This window comes from Nocardia sp. NPDC057440 (genome assembly GCF_042802915.1).
Classification (GTDB): domain Bacteria; phylum Actinomycetota; class Actinomycetes; order Mycobacteriales; family Mycobacteriaceae; genus Nocardia.
This window is the reverse complement of the sequence record NZ_JBHVDF010000006.1, coordinates 1-16,929: the sequence shown is the minus strand read 5'-3', so window position 1 is coordinate 16,929 and position 16,929 is coordinate 1. Positions and strand designations below refer to the sequence as shown.

Genomic DNA, 16,929 nt, shown 5'->3' with positions numbered 1-16,929 from the left:
CGGCCGCCGTGGAATACTTCGTTGGCTGGCATCTGGCGTTCCTCATCGGCAACGAATGGAGGGATCAATGAGCGGTTTCGGTCAAGTCTTCTACTGGATCAAGCCCGACGGAGGCCTGCAGTGGGCCCGTCATGATGGAACATCGGATGGCACGACCGTCTGGACCGGGGTGGGCTCCGAATGGACGGGGCCGGACGACGGGATAAACGTCGGCTCCGGATGGGGTGCCTACCGTTCCGTTTTCTGCGGTGGAGCGCAGGGGATTATCTACGCGATCACCCCCGGCGGGGACATGCACTGGTACAGCCACGATGGGTTCAAGGACGGCACCGCGACCTGGACCGCCGGGAATGGCGGCCGTCTCGTGGGTAGCGGCTGGAACGCGTATACCCAGGTCTTCGCGGGCGGCAGGCGGGCAGTCGCGGGGCAGCCCAACGGCTTTGTCATCTATGGGATCACGCCCGAGGGTGAGTTGGATTGGTATCGCCATGACGGCTGGACGGACGGATCGCCGGCCTGGACCGCGGGCGAAGGTGGAAGACGCGTCGGCAGCGGATGGGGCGCTTATCCAAGGGTGTTCTCGGTCGGACGCGGCATCATCTACGGGATCACCGCCGACGGTGATATGGACTGGTATCGCCATGACGGCTGGACGGACGGATCACCTACCTGGACCGCGGGCGAAGGTGGAAGACGCGTCGGCAGCGGATGGAATGCCTACAGTCGGGTGTTCGGCTCGTACGACGCAAGCGGCCAGATCTATGGCTTCGAGAAGCCCGTTGCCACGAGTGCACGGACCGTCGGCGACGGCGGTATGACATTCGGCGACGACCCTTTCCCTCATGGCACCATATTCGATGACGTGGACTGGTACCGGCACGACGGTTGGCAAGCCGGTGAACCGACCTGGACCGCGGGCGACGGCGGTAAGGTTGTCCTCTGCTGCCTCAGCAATGTCCCCGTATTTCCTGGATCGTTGGTGGCGCTGTAAAAGCGGGGTGTCTGAGGTGCTTCTAGAATCCCCACGTGACGCTCACCCTGGCCGACGTCGTCGGCTACACCGATCGCGACCTCGATTCCGATCTGGCGCAATGGTTCCCCGATGCCGCGCCCGTCCGAGTACCGGAGCAAACCCGTTCAGCGGCACCTTTTCTCGCGGGCCTGGCTCCCGCCGACGCGGCGGCGCTCGCCGCGTTCGATCGACGGGTGCGCTCGGGCCGATTGCCGCAGTTCTTGGATATCTTCTCCTGGTCCTACGGTTTCGATTTCGCTGGAAATGATTGCGGCATAAGGGATTCGGATTACCTCACCGAGCTCACCGACGACGATGTGTATTCGATCGGTGCGGATGGTGGGGGCAATCTGTATGTCGTGCTCACCAATGGCCAAGTGGCCGTGTGGTTTCACGAGGAGGAGGTGGTCGAAAGTGGTACCTGGTTCGACAACCTCGATGTGTTTCTCTGGTCGTTCGTGCGCTACCGCGCGGTCCGCGCGGGGAAACTCGCGCTCTCGGCCGTGGAAGCGGACTTCCTTGCCCTCGGTCAGGACGGCGCGCTCGCACCGCACCTCGGCCTGCTGAGTCTCATGAAGTAGGTGCCTGCGGCGCGCATACGTGGTGTGAGGGTCGGCGTGACGAGCGGCTATCCGGACATCGCGCAGATCGACTCCCGCCCGCGAATCATCGGTAGCGGGCGGAACGTGTGAAGGTTCATCGTCATTCGGCTTCGCGGCGCAGGGAGCTGATCATGACGAGCGCGATCTGACCCGCTTCGCGCCGCACCTGATCGTCGTTCGTGTCGGCGAGGCTCCAGGCCAGTTCGGTGAGCAGCCCGTAGATGGCGCGGGCAGTCAGCTCGGTCGATCGGGGCGGGAAGACATCGGCTCGGATCAGGTCGTCGACCAGGTCGCGGATCAGGCCGACCATGTACCGCTCGTCGAGTTCGCGCCATCGGTCCCAGCCCAGGGCGAACGGCCCTTCCTGCAGCACGATGCGCTGATAGGCCACGTCGGTGCATTCGTCGAGGAACACGTTCAAGGCGCGGACCGCGGTGTCCCAGGGGTTGCCCGGCTCACCGAGCGCACTCGTCAAACGTGCTGTCAGCTCCTGTTCGACCTGCTCGAATACGGCCTCGAACAATCCTTGCTTACCGCTGAAGTGGTGGTACACGGCTCCGCGCGTCAGGCGGGCGGCCCGAGCGATCTCGTCGGCGGACAGTTCCGAGTACCGCCGTTCGACGAACAGCCGGCGGCCCGCCTCCAGCAGGGCGGATCGGGTGGCTTCGGCGTATTCCGCACGTCGTCCCTTGACAGTCACAGCAACAAGACTACATTCACATACATCGTGTATCTGAGATGTTAGGTGTAGGCGAATGTCGGATCTCAAAGATGTGATCGTGGTGGGGGCCGGGGCGGCCGGACTGACGGCAGCCCGCGCGCTCACCACGGCCGGACGCGATGTCGTGGTGTTGGAGGCCCGGGACCGAGTAGGCGGGCGAACCCTCAACGTCGAAGTACCGGGCAGCGACACGTCCGTGGAAGTCGGCGGCATGTGGGTCGGCCCCGGCCAGGACCGGGTGCTGGCATTGCTGACCGAACTCGGGTTCTCCACGTACCCGACGCATGATCAGGGCGCGAACATCGGCGACTTCGGCGGTCGCGTCAGCCGCTTCCGAGGCCGAATGCCCCGGCTGAACCCGCTCGTGCTCGCCGATATCGGCCTCACGCAGCTGCGCCTGGATCGCTCGGCTCGACGGGTACCTCTGCAGGCACCGTGGACGGCGCCCCACGCGCGGGAACTCGACGGTCAGACCTTCGACACGTGGCTGCGCAAGCACTCGCACACCGCCACCGGACGCGCGTTCTTCCGGCTGGTCACCCAGGCGGTCTGGTGCGCCGAACCGGACGAGATGTCGGCCTTGTGGGCGCAGTTCTACATCCATTCGGGTGGCGGCGTCGACTCATTGATCAACACGACCGGCGGTGCCCAGCAGGACCGGGTCGTCGGCGGCACCCAGCGACTGTTGATCGCCATGGCCGAGGAGCTGGATGACCCGGTCGTCCTCGGTGCCGCGGTGACCGAGATCGACTGGAGCGAAGACGAGGTTCGGGTGCGTGCCGGGCGGCGGCAGTGGCGGGCACGGCACGCGATCATCGCGGTCCCGCCTCCGCTGGTGAACCGAATCCGCTTCACTCCGGACCTGCCCGCCGAGCGCGCCCAGCTGCTCCAACGTCTGCCGATGGGGTGGACGATCAAGGTCAACGTGGTCTACGACGAGCCGTTCTGGCGCGCACAGGGTCTGTCCGGGCAGGCCAACAGCGACCGCCGCGCGCTCGGCACGGTCTTCGATGCCGGTCCGCCCGACACCGCCCCTGCGGTCCTGGTCGGATTTCTCGAAGCCACCCATGCCCAAGCCGCGGCTCGTCTGGCGCCGAAAGAACGCCGCGACGCGGTTCTCGACGACCTCGCGGCATATTTCGGCCCCAAGGCGCGCAGCCCGGTCCACTACATCGAAAAGGACTGGGCCACCGAAACCTACAGCCGCGGCTGTTATGGCGCCTTCGCGACCCCATCGACTGTGACACGCTTCGGACCGGAGTTGCGCCGCCCGACCGGCTCGCTGCACTGGGCCGGCACCGAGACAGCGACCCGCTGGGCCGGATACATCGACGGCGCGGTCGAATCCGGGCAACGCGCCGCGCGCGAAATTCTCGACCGCTGGTGACCGGCCGCCGTCGATCGTGTTACTCGCGGGCCTGAGCGTTCACTGTGGGATGCGCGTCATCGCTGTCCGCGCCCAGGCCCGCGAGCAGGCGCAGCCCGTCCTCGGCGGGGCTGCCGGGGGCCGCGGACAGCACCAGCAGCTCCATGCCTGATTCGTCCGGTAGTGCGAAGTTCTCCTGGTGCAGTTCCAGCAGTCCGACCAGCGGGTGCCGGTACGCCTTGCGTCCATGTGTGCGGGCGCGCACGTCCGCGCGAGCCCAGAGGCGGCGGAAGCGCTCGCTGCCCATCGCCAGCTCGCCGATGAGCGAGGCCAGGCGGGGGTCCTCGGGGTATTTGCCGGCGGCCAGGCGCAGGTGCCCGACCACGTCGAGGGTGCATTTCTCCCAGTCCGCGTAAAGGCCGCGCTCGGCCTCCTCGAGGAAGATGTGCCGAGCGGTGTTCAGGCCCGGCATCGGCCGGCCGTAGAGGAGCCCGGCGAGGCGGTTTCCGGCGAGCACGTCCAGGCGGTGGTCCATGATCAGCGCGGGCGCGTCGGCGACCAGGTCGAGGACGCGTAGCAGCTCCGGCCGGACCCGCCCGCCCGGCGCCTTCGCGCGGCGGCGGCGCTGCCGGGCGAGCCGGTAGAGGTGCCCGCGTTCGGTCTCGTCGAGACCGAGGACGCGGGCGAGCGCGTCGAGGACCTGCTCGGAGGGCTGGGTCGCGCGGCCCTGCTCCAGGCGTACGTAGTAGTCGACGCTCACCCCGGACAGGTGCGCGACCTCTTCCCGGCGCAGCCCTTCGACCCGGCGGTGCCTGTCGGTGGGGATGCCGACGGCCGCCGGGTCGACCCGGGAACGCCGGGTTCGCAGGAAGCCCGCAAGATCGTCCATGCCCCCAGTATGGCCTCGGTGGTGTCCGTGAAGGTGGTCCTGCTGTTACCAGGAAGTCCCGTCCGATGGAAGAGGCGCCCCTGAACGCCGGGCGCCGCGGCGCCCAGGATCGAAGGCACCTGATCCGAAGGAGTTCCCATGAAGACGCTGATCGTCTACGCCCACCCGGAGCCGAAGTCGCTCAACAGCTCGCTGAAGAACCTCGCGGTGTCGACGTTGGAGACCGCGGGGCACGAGGTACGGGTGAGTGATCTATACGCGATGAACTGGAAGGCGGTCGTGGACGCCGCGGACTACGGCCCGGCCGCGTCGAGTCCGCTGCGGGTCGCCCGGGACTCGGGCCGGGCCTTCGAATCCGGGACGCTCACTCCGGACGTCCGCGCCGAGCAGGAGAAGCTGTTGTGGGCCGACACGATCATCTTCCAGTTCCCGCTGTGGTGGTACACGATGCCCGCGATCCTCAAAGGCTGGGTGGACCGGGTTTTCACCTACCGCTTCGCGTACGGCGTCGGCGAGCACAGCGCCACCAAGTACGGCGAACGCTTCGGCGAAGGTACCCTCGCGGGCAGGAAGGCGCTGCTGTCGGTGACCGTCGGCGGCCCGGAGTCGCACTACGCCGCGCGTGGGATCAACGGCCCTATCGAGGACCTGCTGTTCCCGTTCCACCACGGCATCCTCTACTACCCGGGCATCGAGGTGCTGCCGCCGTTCGTGCTGCACGGCACCGACCGAATGACCGACGAGGACTACCCGGACATCGCCAAGGCCTGGGAGCAGCGCCTGCTCACTCTGGAGTCGACCGAGCCGATCGCGTTCCGGCGGCAGAATTTCGGTGACTACGAGATCCCCTCGCTGCACCTGAAGGAGGGACTGGAGTCCGCGGGCCGTACGGGTTTCGGGCTGCACGTGCGCGGCTGATCGCCGACATGGACGTCGGATCGCCGAGCCACGCGCTCCGCGACTATCACAGCACTATCAATGCGCGGGCTAGGTTCCGAGATCGAAGCGGATACCGGCACGCAGCATTGTCGTGGCGGACAGTCCGATCATGTCGCGGAAGGTTTCGCTGAAGTGGGACGGGGTGGCGAAGCCTGCGTCGATTGCTGATCGGGTGAGGTCGTGTCCGGCCACAGCCTTACTGACCGTGTGGATCATGCGGTTCCACCGCTGATACCCGCGGAATGTGGTGCCATACTGCTGGGTGAACAGCCGCAGAAAATGGGTGGTGGACAGGCCGAGGTTCGCGGCTATCCGGTCGGCGCGGAAGGTTCGGGACGGGTCACTGCGAATAGTGGCGGCGACCTGCTCGATTCGCGGATCGGCGGGCGGTGCGGTGCCGGCGATGGCACAGGCGTAGATGTGGTCGGGGTCTACTCGCTCGGCTCGGCACAGCTCGGCCAACTCACGTTCCCGGCGGTGGTTGAGTCCGAAAGATCCTGCCGCAGAGGTCATCTCATCAACAATTGCGGTGGCCGGTGCGCCCGCGGGCTCGACGAACAGCGCCAGGATCCATCCCTCAGTGGCGACTATGCGCTGCGTCGTACGGGCGGGAGCGAAACAACTGCTGGTGCGTATCTGCCCATGGGTGCCGGTATGCAGCACAAGCGGCGCGTCCAACCCGACGCTGAGCATCGCGACCGAGGGAGAATGTGGGTCGACGCCGAGATCTGGCCCGACGTATCCGATGTGACCAGGCCGCATCCACGCCACCGGTGTCCGCGCCGGGCCGCGGACCTCAGGAAGCGCGTCAGTCGTCACGGCTGCCAGGTTAGCGCGACGTCGCCCGCAACGCCGATACGCGGCGTCGTCGGATAAAGCAAACGAACTTGATCATGAATCCGCGTCCGGGGTGAAGATCAAATGCGAGATCGGCTCTGTCGGACGCCGACGCGGCGTCGTCGGATAAAGCAACCGAATTTGATCATCGAATCCGTATCCGGGGTGAAGATCAAATGCGAGATCGGCTCTGCCGCATGCCGATAGGGGGCGTCGTCGAATATTCAACCGAATGTGATCATCGAATCTGCGTCCGAATGAAGATCAAATTGTGTTACCTCGGCACAATTTCGTGTTAGCCCATTATTAACCGTGATTCAAATCACAATAAGAAAGGTGGATTTGCAGATCTCTTTTACATAACGTTGCTGGTGCGCGACCGTTATGGTGTCGTTATCCATCAATCGAAGGAAGCTCCGTACATGTTCTCTCGCAAAATCCTCGCCGCCGCCGGCGCCGTCTCCGCCGCCGCCCTGTTCTTCGGCCCGGTCGCGGTGGCCTCCGCCGCTGACTCCGCCGCCAAGGGCCTGGCCTTGGATTCGGCCAGCTCAACCTCGGATTCGGCCAGCTCGGGTTCAGCTGGCTCGGGTTCGGCTGGCTCGTCGTCGGGTTCGGCTGGCTCTTCCTCCGGTTCGGCCGGCTCGTCCTCCGGTTCCGCCATGCTCGACTCCGGCAGCTCGGCCGCCGACGGCGGCACCTCCGCCATCGTTAATATCATCGATGCGATCACCGGCGTCCAGGCCATGACTCAGCCCAAGCCCGCCTCCTGATTCGGTCTCGGTAGATCACCACTTCGTCCGTGTCGCCCCTCGGGGCCGGATTTCTTTGGGCCGCAACGCATCAGCGACTCGGCGCCATTGCAGTGAATTTGCCAGAATCGCACCGGTCATTCGTGCCGGACGCCGTGGGGCAGTCACGCATTTGATGTGTATGCCCACGGTGGGCGAACGGTTCGCTCGCCGAGTCACCGGCCGGCCCGCAAGCATTCAACGCCGAATGCCATCCGCGCACACGCCGCCGCGGTCGTGAGTACGTCGCAAAACTGGTCGGTGCCGGCCGTGTTTACCACGGCCGGTAGACGGTGATCGGCCGTCCATACCGCAATGGAAAGCCCATCTCCGCACGCCGACTTCGTACCGGAGCGGGTCCGACGAGCTCGGCGATCTCCGGAAAGTCGGCTCGGGTCGAGATCCTCGCCTAGCGGTGAGCCGTTATCAGCCAGGCGCGCGAGTCGAACCAAACGCCGCCGGCTGTGCTGTGCGCGGCCATCACCAGGCGCAGCCGTTCGAGAGCCCGCTCGGTCTCGTCGGCATCGAGCTGCACGAGCAGATCACCGGCCATGCGCAACACGAGCACCGCGTCAACGGCGGCGTCGGGATCCGCGCCGTAATAGACGGGCTCGCTCACGTCGGTGATCCGGACGTCGGTAAACCCGGCCGTGGTGAGAATGCCGTCCACCGTGGCCGGATCGGCCAGTGAGAACGCACCCGCAATGGGGACCGGCGGGTCACCACCCACGAGTGCGCGGTGTATCGCGGCCACCCACTCTTGTCGACTACCGTCCTGCCAGACCAGCTGCACCAGCCGCGCCCCTGGCATTAGCGCGCGCCCAATGTTGGTCAATGCCTCGACCGGATCGGCGAAGAACATCGTGCCGAACCGACTGATCCCAAGAGTGAAATGCGCCGGCGGGAACGGATGGACCTGTGCATCCGCCTGCTCGAATCGCACATTGTGGAGTCCCTCGGCTGCGCCGAGTCGGCGAGCACGCGCCACCATTGCCGAGGATGCGTCAACGCCGAGTGCGCTGCCCCGGATCGCGAGCCTGGCGGCATCACGGGTGGTCTGCCCGGCGCCGCAACCGATGTCGAGGACGTTGTCGTCGGGTGCCACGTCGATGGCGTCGCGCAGCCGCTGGTGATAAAGGCGCAGCTCAGCGTCGTAATCGAACACGCTGTTCGAGTCCGGTCCTACGCGATTCCCACGGTCATCCATGGAACCATCTTGGCAGCCACGTCGCGCCGGGGAGCGGCAGCGCCCGCCCCGATCCTGTTATCGGCATTATGGGATCTCCTGTGCCGCAGCGTGTTTCGTCCACCGGACGCGCGCTGGCCTCGGGACGAGACCGCGCCGGTCCCGCCATCATCGAAATCGAACGTCTCCGAATCCCCCAGAGGTCGTTGCATGACCTCAGTCGGCGAGATAGCGCAGCATCACCGCGGTGTTGAAGTGCCTCGTCTCGGCCAATCGGAGCTGGATGCGCTTGTCCAGTGATGGGAAGATCGGTGTGCCGCCGCCGAGCATTACGGGCGAGAGGAACAGCTGGTACTCGTCGATGAGCCCGTGTGGGATCAGCGAGGCCGCGAGGCTCGCGCCACCGACCTCGATGACGCCATCGCCTTCAGCCTTGAGCCTGCGGACCTCCTCGACCGCGTTCTCGCTGATCAGCGTGCTGTTCCAGTGGACCTCGGTGAGCGTCCGGGAGAAGACGAACTTCGGCTTCTCCGTCCAGAGCCTGCCGAACTCACGCTCGATGCGCGGCGCGTCCTCGGGCACGTGCGGCCAGTACTCGGCCATCAGCTCGTACAGGCGACGGCCGTGCAGCGAGACCTCGATCTCGCGGTAGCGGTCGTTGTGGAATTGGTGCAGTTCCTCGTCCGGGTTGGTCCAGTCGATGTTGCCGTCGCGGTCGTTGATGTAGCCGTCCAAGGACACGCTGAACCCGTAGATCAGTTTCCTCATGACCGGGTAGACCTCCTACGCGCTCGAAACTCATCGGCGCTCATCGGACAAAACTGTCGAAGAGATCCTCGAATTACTCGTTCAACGGATTTCAGGCGCAGGACACTAGCTACTTGTCCCTGAAATACGGCCTGGGGTGCGGCTGCCTCGGATGTGGCCCGCCAGTTCCTCGCGGAGTTGGCCCGGCGTGGTGTCGAAGCGTCGACGGAAGGCCTTGTTGAAGCTGCTGGCCGAACTGAAGCCCAGGTCCGAGGCGATATCGGTGATACTGCAACGCTGATAGGCGGGGCTGCGCAGGCGGTCGCGCGCCAACTGCAGGCGTTCTTCCCGGATGACTTCGCTCGGCGTGGTGCCCGCGGCGCTGAACGCCAGTTGAATTTGACGCAGCGACCAGCCGAGCGCACCGGCCACGCGCGTGCCGGTGAGGTCCGGGTCGCCGGCATGGTTGTGGATATACCGGCGGGCGGTCGCTTCCACATCGGCGAGCTGGGTGGATGAGCTCGCCGGATCGCCGAGAATCTGCATGCACAGCAGATCCACCAACCGTTCGGAGACCATGTCGAATTGGCGGTCGGTGAGTGCGGCGCATTCGGTGTACAGGCCACTGATCATCCCGGCCGTCACGCGCCCGAGTCCGGTCGTGAGATCCAGCGGACGGGTGGGCGGCGCGACGTGGTTGAGGCGATGCTGCATTTCCTGCCGCGGAATGGTGATGATCAGCCCTCGCGTGCCGTCGGCCATGGACATCGCGAAGGGCTGGTCGATGGCCACCAGGCACATCGTCGCCGGAGTGAGGATCCCGTGCCCGTCGTCGGAGCCGAAGGTCAGCCGCCCGGCGAGAGGAACGATCAGCCGATAGTCGTCATCGGGGTCGGCACGGATGAGCTTCGGGTTGCGAAGGTAGGTGACGGCGTCCGATTCCCATCCGACGAGCTGGTAGGCGTCCGTGCGCCGCAATCGAGTGTGGCCCTTGAAGTCGGTGCGGCTCGGGAACCGGTAGCCCAGTCGGCAGTGGTACATGTTGATCAGATGGGCCCAGTAGTCGGCGCGCTCATGTGGATCCACCACACTTGTCGTGGCCGAGTCGGCAATAGCCGCTTGGTCCATGAATACCGTCTCCTGGCTCGGCGATCATTGGTGGCCTGGGCACCAACTCAATTCGAGAAGAAGTGTACGGCGGGACCCGCGCGGACCACAGCGGGATCGGCACTGCCGCTTTTCGAGTTCTGCGCACTCGGACAATGCTCGTGCGTTCCGAGACAAGCGGGTATGCGTGGGCGGTGGCTACGGTCCGAATAGCTGATGCCCGGATCGGCAGGTGTGGCTATCGGTGCCGACCCGATTCAGCTGGTTGCGGACGATATTAAGGAGTTCACATGCGCAGAATCGTGGTCGGCGACGACGGAACCGGACAGGGGCGGGTACTGGCAGACGACAGTATCGACCCGCTCACACTGGCGCTGCTGCCCGGCGCTGAGATACATCGGATGTGGGAACTCGACGAGCTACCCGATCTGCCGGTCGACCGGATGCCTTCGCAGACCGATACGAGCTACTTCCCCGTCCCGGGCGGGCTGCGTTTCGGATTCATCTCCATACCTCCTGGGCTGACCTATGAGCCCGACGCCGACCTGTCCGAGGAAGCGATGGCCGCCGTCATCACGGAAGCGGAGACGAAACTACCTGGGATGATGGCGGCCTTCGACCCCGCTGCGCCCGGCATGCACAGCACCGCGAGCATCGATTTCATTGTCGTGCTCGGCGGCGAAGGCCGAATGCGCCTCGGCGACGGTGTCGATGTCTCGCTGCGAGCGGGCGATTGCTTGATCCAGAACGGCACACCACACGCATGGTTCAACGACGGTGCGGTGCCATTCGTCTTCAGTTACACCCTCTGCGGCGTCGCCGACCGGAATGTGCCGACAGAACCATGACTCACCCCCAGCAGCGGAGGTCCCAGGATGAGGTTCGTCGGAAGTTGGTGGCACTGCTTCGAGTACACGCTGGTGGCGGCCAGTCCGTGCGCCGTAGCTGTCGATCCCTCGGCAGTGGGGGCGGCGTCGATATTCTTCGATTGCCTGGTAGTGCGAGTCGTCGTCGAACCCGGCGACTATCCCTTGACCGACGAGGCCGTTCACGCGATCCGGAACCTGTGCGTCGAGAGCAAGGCGGCCTATATCGTCCTCGCCGGAATCCCGCACTGCGTGACCCCGGGTAGTCGATTTACGCCGGCGGCGAATCAACTGGATATCCTTACCCACGTCGCCGACACACTCGACGTGCTTTCGGATTTCGCCGAACGACTGGAGGAATACGGGGAACGCGTCCACCTGATGCCGTTTGGATGGAAGGTCGCCTCGCGCGCCGAAATATCGGCGCGGCGATGGGATTTGCCTTCCATCACCGTATCCGCGTCCAGGGATGTTCACCGGGTGCCGGATTCAGCTTCCGTGGACATCGGTTCGGCCAGTGCAGTGTTCGCAGATTCGGTTCTCGGGCGCGGCGCGATACCGATGGCGACGGAGTTGACCAGCGCCTTCGGTCTGGCCAGCTGCTAGGAGGATTTCAGCGGCGGCATTATCGTGCGTTCTGGTTATGTGGGGTGTTTCCTGGAATTGCGCCGGACAGCTTGTCGGCGTCGGCTCGGCTGTGGCAGCGGGAAACGCGACCCGGTCATCTACGCCGAGTCCGTTTACCGCCAGCACCGCCACACCCGCGGACGGCATCGTGGGCAGCATGCATCGAGTGGTTGATCTCAAGGTTCTCTACTTCGGTACGCCCGTGGTATTGATCGGCACGCGAAACCCGGACGGGACACCGAATCTGGCGCCGATGTCCTCGGCGTGGTGGCTGGGCGATCAATGCATGCTCGGGATGAATGCGGCGTCACAGACGACGCAGAACCTGCTCCGCGAGCGTGAGTGTGTGCTGAATCTGCCGTCCTCGGACTTCGCGGCGGCGGTGGATCGGCTGGCGCTGCTGACCGGTTCGCCGGTGCTGACGCCGCACAAGATCGAGAAGGGATACCGGTACGAGCCGGACAAGTTCGCCGCTGCCGGCCTCACTCCTCTCCCGGGAGATGTCGTCGCGGCACCCCGTGTGGCCGAGTGTCCGATTCAGCTGGAATGTGAGCTGCTATCCGCCGAGCCGTTCGGCATCGATACCCATGCGACCGCGCACACCGTGCGGATCATGCGCGCTCATGTGGCCGACGATCTGGTCATTCCCGGCACCCAGTACGTCGACCCGGTGGGATGGGATCCATTGATCATGAAGTTCTGCGAGTTCTTCGGCGACAGTGCGCAGTTGCACCCGTCCCGGCTGGCCGGAGCGTGGCGGATGCCGCATCCGGCGAGGCAGCGGCACGGGCGTACATTCCACGCGGGCAGGGAAGATGCGGGGGTGTGAAGATTATCTGCAACAAAACTATGATTGGTGGCATGACTGCACTGGCGCCCAAGCGTGATGAGCCCGACCTGTCGTTTCTGCTCGATCACACGAGCCATGTGCTGCGCACTCGGATGGCGGCGGCGCTGGCCGAGATCGGGCTGACCGCTCGCATGCATTGCGTGCTGGTGCATGCGCTCGAGGAGGAGCGGACGCAGATTCAGCTCGCGGAGATCGGGGATATGGATAAGACCACCATGGTGGTCACTGTCGACGCGCTCGAGAAGGCCGGGTTGGCGCAGCGGCGGCCATCCAGTACGGATCGGCGGGCTCGGATTATCGCGGTTACCCCGGAGGGAGGGGAGGTCGCCAAGCGGAGTCAGGAGATTGTCGATGGGGTGCATCGGGAGGCCCTGGATGCCCTGCCGAAGGGGGATCGCGAAAACTTGTTGCGCGCCTTGAATTTGCTGGCAGAAGGGCATCTCGCGGCACCGGCGGAGGCGTCGGCGGCGCGGCGCGCCAGGCAATAGTCCGCTTCGATATTGTCTGCAACGGAACTATCTAGTACGGTCTCTCTTGTTGGTTCCGAACGGGAGATGACCCATGACACTGTCCAAACGCCTCGCCCTCGCCGTACTGTCGGCGGCGACGTTGATGACCATCCTCGACGGCAGCATCGTGACCGTCGCGATGCCCGCGATCCAGAACGATCTGGGCTTCACTGCGGCCGGACTGAGCTGGACCGTGAACGCCTACCTCATCGCCTTCGGTGGATTGCTGCTGCTGGCCGGGCGGCTCGGTGATCTGATCGGCCGAAAGACCATGTTCCTCACCGGGAATGCGGTATTCACCGTCGCCTCGCTGCTCGCCGGAGCGGCCACTACGCCGGAGATGCTGGTCGCCGCCCGTTTCCTGCAGGGCGTGGGCAGTGCTATTGCCTCGTCGGTGGTGCTGGGAATCCTGGTCACTTTGTTCACCGAGAATCGTGAACGGGCAAAGGCCATCGGGATTTTCAGCTTCACCGGTGCGGCCGGCGCCTCCATCGGCCAGGTGCTGGGCGGGGTGCTCACTGATGTGTTGAACTGGCACTGGATCTTCCTCATCAATGTGCCGATCGGGGTGGTGACCGTCGCGCTGGCGGTGCGGGCCTTGCCTGCCGATCGTGGTATCGGGTTGGCCGCGGGTGCGGATGCGCTCGGTGCGTTGCTGGTGACCGGTGGACTCATGCTGGGCATCTACACAGTGGTGAAGATCGAGGAGTACGGCTGGACTTCCGCGCACACGCTGGGGCTCGGGGCGGCCGCGGCCGGCATGCTCTTCGCCTTCTTCGTGCGTCAGCGGACCGCGCCTACGCCGCTGCTGCCGCTGCGAATCTTCCGTTCCCGCAATGTATCCGGCGCCAATCTGGTGCAGATGCTGACGCTGTCGGCCATGTTCGCCTTCCAGATCATTGTCGCGTTGTACATGCAGAAGGTCCTCGGCTATGGCGCACTGGCCACCGGGCTGGCCATGTTGCCCGCGGCCGTCGCCATCGGTGGGGTGTCGCTGTTCGCCTCGGCTCGGTTGATCACCCGCTTCGGTGAACGTGCCGTGCTGGTCGCTGGATTGGTATTGCTGCTGGCCGGAATGGGCTGGCTGACAAGGCTTCCGGTGGATGCCTCCTATGTCGTCGATCTGCTGCCGATGATGGTGCTGATCGCCGGCGGCGGGCTGGTGCTGCCCGCGCTGGCCACGCTGGGTATGTCCGATGCGGATGCCGAGGATGCCGGGTTGGCCTCCGGATTGTTCAACACCACACAGCAGGTCGGCATGGCGCTGGGCATTGCCGTGCTGTCCACGCTCGCCGCCTCTCGCACTGGGAGCCAGTTGGTTTCGGGTGCGTCCGAGGCCGCGGCATTGACCAGCGGTTACCGCTTGGCCTTCACCGTCGCGGCCGGGCTGTTGGCCGCCGCGCTCGTGGTGAGCCTAACCGTGTTGCGCCGGCCCGCAATCAGCGTCTCCGCCCCTGCGGAATTCGCGGCTCCCGCGCTCTGATCCATCCGGAATTCCTGCTCCTGAACGGACTTCGTCATGCGTCTTCTTCGGGCCTTGGTGGCCGTCCTCTTTCTGCTCGCGGCCGCCGCAACCACGCACGCGGCACCGGTGGAAGGGTCGGGGTGGACCGCAGTGTGGGCGGCTTCGGCACAAATGCCCAGTAAGACAATGGGGCCCAACTGGTCCGAGGAGGGGTTCTCGAATCACACTCTGCGGCAGGTAATCCGGGTGAGCCAGGGTGGTAGCGCCACCCGGGTACGGCTGACCAATCGATATGGCACCGAGCCACTGGTAATCGCCGGGGCAACGATCGCGGTGACCGATACCGGTGCGAACATTCGCCTGGACACCCTGCAGCCCTTGGTCTTCGGTCTCGCGTCGGAATTCCGAATCCCGGCCGGGGCCGATCTCACCACCGATCCGGTACTGCTGCCGGTCGCGCCCTTCCAGTCACTGACCATCACACTTCACCTCGCCGAGCCGACCGGTCCGGCGACCCACCATGCACAGGCCCTCGCGACCACGTACCGCGCCACCGGCGACCACCGCGCGGACGGCGTCGGCACCGCCTTCACCGAGACCACCCAGTCCTGGTACTACCTGTCGGGCGTCGAGGTCTTCGATGTGCTCCCGCACCGCCCCGGTGTGGTCGCCTTCGGTGATTCCATTACCGAAGGAGTCAGCTCGACCCCCGATGCCGACAACCGGTACCCCGACGAACTAGCCGAACGCCTTGCCGCCGAAGGCAATCCACGCGCGGTCATCGACCAGGGCATCGGGGGCAACCGGGTCACCGTCGACTCGTCTTGGCTGGGTGACAGTGCTCAACGCCGATTCCGCACCGATGTACTCGCCCAGCCGGGTGTCGGCACCGTCATCATCCTCGCGGGTATCAACGACATCGGCCTCAGCGCCGACGGTCCGGGCGTTGCCGACACCGTCGTCCCCGTCTCCACCGACCAACTCGTAGCCGGGCATCTCGATCTGATCCGCCAGGCCCGCGCCAAGGGCCTGCGGGTAATCGGTGCGACCCTGACCCCCATCCACGGCTCGCCCTACTTCTCACCCGCGGCCGAGTCCGCCCGCCAGGCACTCAACGATTGGATCCGCACCGCCGGTGCGTACGACGCTGTGGTCGATTTCGATGCCGCCCTACGCGATCCGGCCGTTCCCCAGCGCTTCGCCCCGGAATTCGACAGCGGCGATCACATCCACCCCAGTGATGCGGGCTATGCCGCCATGGCAGCCGCGGTGAACCCCGCCGAGCTCGGCTGACCAGCGGAGGTAATGGAGTAGCGCCGCTCGAGTGCCCGGTCGGGCTACCCCGCGTCGAATTCCCCGATCAATACCTTCCGCTCGATAATCGGCAGTATCGGATGTTCCAAACCCTCACTCCCGTGGAATCCGCCCCACCGCACCGGAACGCTTTCGCCGGGTTCGGCGCTTTTGGCGATCCGATCAGCGCGGTATGCGGTTACAGGATGTTCTGTCCCCCAGCGTCTCTCGCTCGATCATCGAGTGCCGTTCCCGCATCGGGTGGAAGCCGACTGTTGTCGGGAGGGTAGATGGGCTCCGAGCGATTTCCGAACAAATAGTCTCGGAAGGCCCGCAGATACTCGTCCAGTTCCCGTTGATCGAAAAACCGGGTTCTGGTCGGGTCGAACCATTCGCTCGGCGTCGGGCGCCGCGCGATCATGTAGTCGAGAGCTTCGCGCACCATGTCCCCGTAGACCGAATTCGTGGCGACGTGTTCGCGCTCGACCGGGGCAAATCGCCGCATATGGTCAGCCAAGTCTGCGTAGTGCATCGTGACAAGCGGCCACAGCAGACGATTGATATGTGGGATTTCGTCCCACCATCTGGTCTTCGCGTGCACAATCTCACTGGCTGTCGTCGGCTCGTAGGAGGGGTTGAACGCTCGGTTGACGCCACGGGGGCGCCACGTCGGCCCGGTCTGAAGGTTCGTTGGCGGGTACCAGACGCCTCGCCACACCGGGACTCCGATACTGGGACGGTTCACCGGGAGTTCTTGGGCCAGTGAGATGTCGACCGTGATGCTGCGCACAGGGGGTAACTCCTGGTAGGACGGGATCAGATCCGCCACCATCGCCAAGCAGTCCTGCTCATCGAAGCCGGTCACACCGGCGTACGGCTCGGCCCACCAGAGAACTGATCTGTGGTCTCGATCGAATTCGATCCAGAACCGCCGCACCGTGGGCATACGCGCCCCCTCCCATGAACCCGTGCCGCCGAGCGCTTACCCACGATACCGACCTCTGATCGGTGCCCACCGCTCGATAATCGGGGTGCTCTCAATAGGTCAGCGCAACACTGGATTCTCACGATGAATCGGGGATGTGGTGTGTGATGACCAGGACGGCACTGTCGGAGGCCGAGGTC

General features: G+C 65.1%; 18 protein-coding genes. 11 read left to right on the top strand and 7 right to left on the bottom strand.

The features are described 5' to 3' along the window. Positions 1 to 67: 67 nt before the first annotated feature. Together ACFU4Z_RS13725 and ACFU4Z_RS13720 are read left to right on the top strand one after the other, a co-directional pair. The gene (locus ACFU4Z_RS13725) at positions 68 to 991 is read left to right on the top strand and encodes a tachylectin-related carbohydrate-binding protein (RefSeq protein ID WP_379062615.1); all 924 of its coding nucleotides are present in this window, start codon (positions 68 to 70) and stop codon (positions 989 to 991) included. A gap of 35 nt (positions 992 to 1,026) precedes the next feature. Next, the gene (locus tag ACFU4Z_RS13720; protein ID WP_379062613.1) at positions 1,027 to 1,593 is read left to right on the top strand and encodes a hypothetical protein; all 567 of its coding nucleotides are present in this window, start codon (positions 1,027 to 1,029) and stop codon (positions 1,591 to 1,593) included. A gap of 121 nt (positions 1,594 to 1,714) precedes the next feature. On the opposite strand, the gene ACFU4Z_RS13715 is transcribed toward ACFU4Z_RS13720, so the two are convergent. After that, positions 1,715 to 2,314, bottom strand: a complete 600-nt coding sequence (locus tag ACFU4Z_RS13715) for a TetR/AcrR family transcriptional regulator (protein ID WP_379062611.1) — start codon at positions 2,312 to 2,314, stop codon at positions 1,715 to 1,717. Between the two features lie 55 nt (positions 2,315 to 2,369). On the opposite strand from ACFU4Z_RS13715, the gene ACFU4Z_RS13710 reads away from it, so the two are divergent. Further along, positions 2,370 to 3,722 (top strand): flavin monoamine oxidase family protein, encoded by a 1,353-nt coding sequence (locus ACFU4Z_RS13710; protein WP_379062609.1) that lies wholly within the window; start codon positions 2,370 to 2,372, stop codon positions 3,720 to 3,722. 19 nt (positions 3,723 to 3,741) lie between these two features. Here the strand turns inward: ACFU4Z_RS13710 and ACFU4Z_RS13705 are convergent, their stop codons facing one another. Further along, positions 3,742 to 4,590: a helix-turn-helix transcriptional regulator gene (locus ACFU4Z_RS13705; RefSeq protein ID WP_379062607.1), complete on the bottom strand. Its 849-nt coding sequence runs from the start codon at positions 4,588 to 4,590 to the stop codon at positions 3,742 to 3,744. Positions 4,591 to 4,728: 138 nt separating this feature from the next. Here ACFU4Z_RS13705 and ACFU4Z_RS13700 point away from each other — a divergent pair, with 138 nt between their 5' ends. Beyond that, positions 4,729 to 5,508: an NAD(P)H-dependent oxidoreductase gene (locus tag ACFU4Z_RS13700; RefSeq protein ID WP_379062605.1), complete on the top strand. Its 780-nt coding sequence runs from the start codon at positions 4,729 to 4,731 to the stop codon at positions 5,506 to 5,508. A gap of 69 nt (positions 5,509 to 5,577) precedes the next feature. Here the strand turns inward: ACFU4Z_RS13700 and ACFU4Z_RS13695 are convergent, their stop codons facing one another. Continuing rightward, positions 5,578 to 6,348: a helix-turn-helix domain-containing protein gene (locus tag ACFU4Z_RS13695; RefSeq protein WP_379062603.1), complete on the bottom strand. Its 771-nt coding sequence runs from the start codon at positions 6,346 to 6,348 to the stop codon at positions 5,578 to 5,580. A 389-nt stretch (positions 6,349 to 6,737) separates the two neighbouring features. Between ACFU4Z_RS13695 and ACFU4Z_RS13690 the strand changes: the two genes are divergently transcribed. Next, positions 6,738 to 7,136: a hypothetical protein gene (locus ACFU4Z_RS13690; RefSeq protein ID WP_379062601.1), complete on the top strand. Its 399-nt coding sequence runs from the start codon at positions 6,738 to 6,740 to the stop codon at positions 7,134 to 7,136. 427 nt (positions 7,137 to 7,563) lie between these two features. On the opposite strand, the gene ACFU4Z_RS13685 is transcribed toward ACFU4Z_RS13690, so the two are convergent. The 3 genes from ACFU4Z_RS13685 to ACFU4Z_RS13675 form a co-directional block, all read right to left on the bottom strand. Continuing rightward, positions 7,564 to 8,361: a class I SAM-dependent methyltransferase gene (locus ACFU4Z_RS13685; RefSeq protein WP_379062599.1), complete on the bottom strand. Its 798-nt coding sequence runs from the start codon at positions 8,359 to 8,361 to the stop codon at positions 7,564 to 7,566. Between the two features lie 195 nt (positions 8,362 to 8,556). Next, positions 8,557 to 9,108, bottom strand: coding sequence for a dihydrofolate reductase family protein (locus ACFU4Z_RS13680; RefSeq protein WP_379062597.1), 552 nt, complete (start codon positions 9,106 to 9,108; stop codon positions 8,557 to 8,559). Positions 9,109 to 9,213: 105 nt separating this feature from the next. Beyond that, on the bottom strand, positions 9,214 to 10,215 hold the full coding sequence (locus tag ACFU4Z_RS13675; RefSeq protein WP_379062595.1) for an AraC family transcriptional regulator: 1,002 nt from the start codon (positions 10,213 to 10,215) through the stop codon (positions 9,214 to 9,216). Between the two features lie 269 nt (positions 10,216 to 10,484). Between ACFU4Z_RS13675 and ACFU4Z_RS13670 the strand changes: the two genes are divergently transcribed. From ACFU4Z_RS13670 to ACFU4Z_RS13645, 6 genes are all read left to right on the top strand, one after another. After that, positions 10,485 to 11,042: a cupin domain-containing protein gene (locus ACFU4Z_RS13670; protein WP_379062593.1), complete on the top strand. Its 558-nt coding sequence runs from the start codon at positions 10,485 to 10,487 to the stop codon at positions 11,040 to 11,042. A 114-nt stretch (positions 11,043 to 11,156) separates the two neighbouring features. Further along, on the top strand, positions 11,157 to 11,666 hold the full coding sequence (locus ACFU4Z_RS13665; protein ID WP_379062591.1) for a hypothetical protein: 510 nt from the start codon (positions 11,157 to 11,159) through the stop codon (positions 11,664 to 11,666). 178 nt (positions 11,667 to 11,844) lie between these two features. Then, complete coding sequence (locus tag ACFU4Z_RS13660) at positions 11,845 to 12,516, top strand: flavin reductase family protein (protein ID WP_379062589.1); 672 nt, start codon at positions 11,845 to 11,847, stop codon at positions 12,514 to 12,516. Between the two features lie 32 nt (positions 12,517 to 12,548). Then, the gene (locus ACFU4Z_RS13655) at positions 12,549 to 13,025 is read left to right on the top strand and encodes a MarR family winged helix-turn-helix transcriptional regulator (protein ID WP_379062587.1); all 477 of its coding nucleotides are present in this window, start codon (positions 12,549 to 12,551) and stop codon (positions 13,023 to 13,025) included. A 73-nt stretch (positions 13,026 to 13,098) separates the two neighbouring features. After that, entirely contained in the window at positions 13,099 to 14,529 is a 1,431-nt protein-coding gene (locus tag ACFU4Z_RS13650) for an MFS transporter (RefSeq protein WP_379062585.1), read from the top strand. A 36-nt stretch (positions 14,530 to 14,565) separates the two neighbouring features. After that, positions 14,566 to 15,804 carry an SGNH/GDSL hydrolase family protein gene (locus ACFU4Z_RS13645; protein WP_379062583.1) on the top strand — a complete coding sequence of 413 codons (1,239 nt, stop codon included), beginning with the start codon at positions 14,566 to 14,568 and terminating at the stop codon, positions 15,802 to 15,804. Positions 15,805 to 16,003: 199 nt separating this feature from the next. Here the strand turns inward: ACFU4Z_RS13645 and ACFU4Z_RS13640 are convergent, their stop codons facing one another. After that, positions 16,004 to 16,750 carry a hypothetical protein gene (locus ACFU4Z_RS13640; protein ID WP_379062581.1) on the bottom strand — a complete coding sequence of 249 codons (747 nt, stop codon included), beginning with the start codon at positions 16,748 to 16,750 and terminating at the stop codon, positions 16,004 to 16,006. Between the last annotated feature and the right edge of the window lie 179 nt (positions 16,751 to 16,929).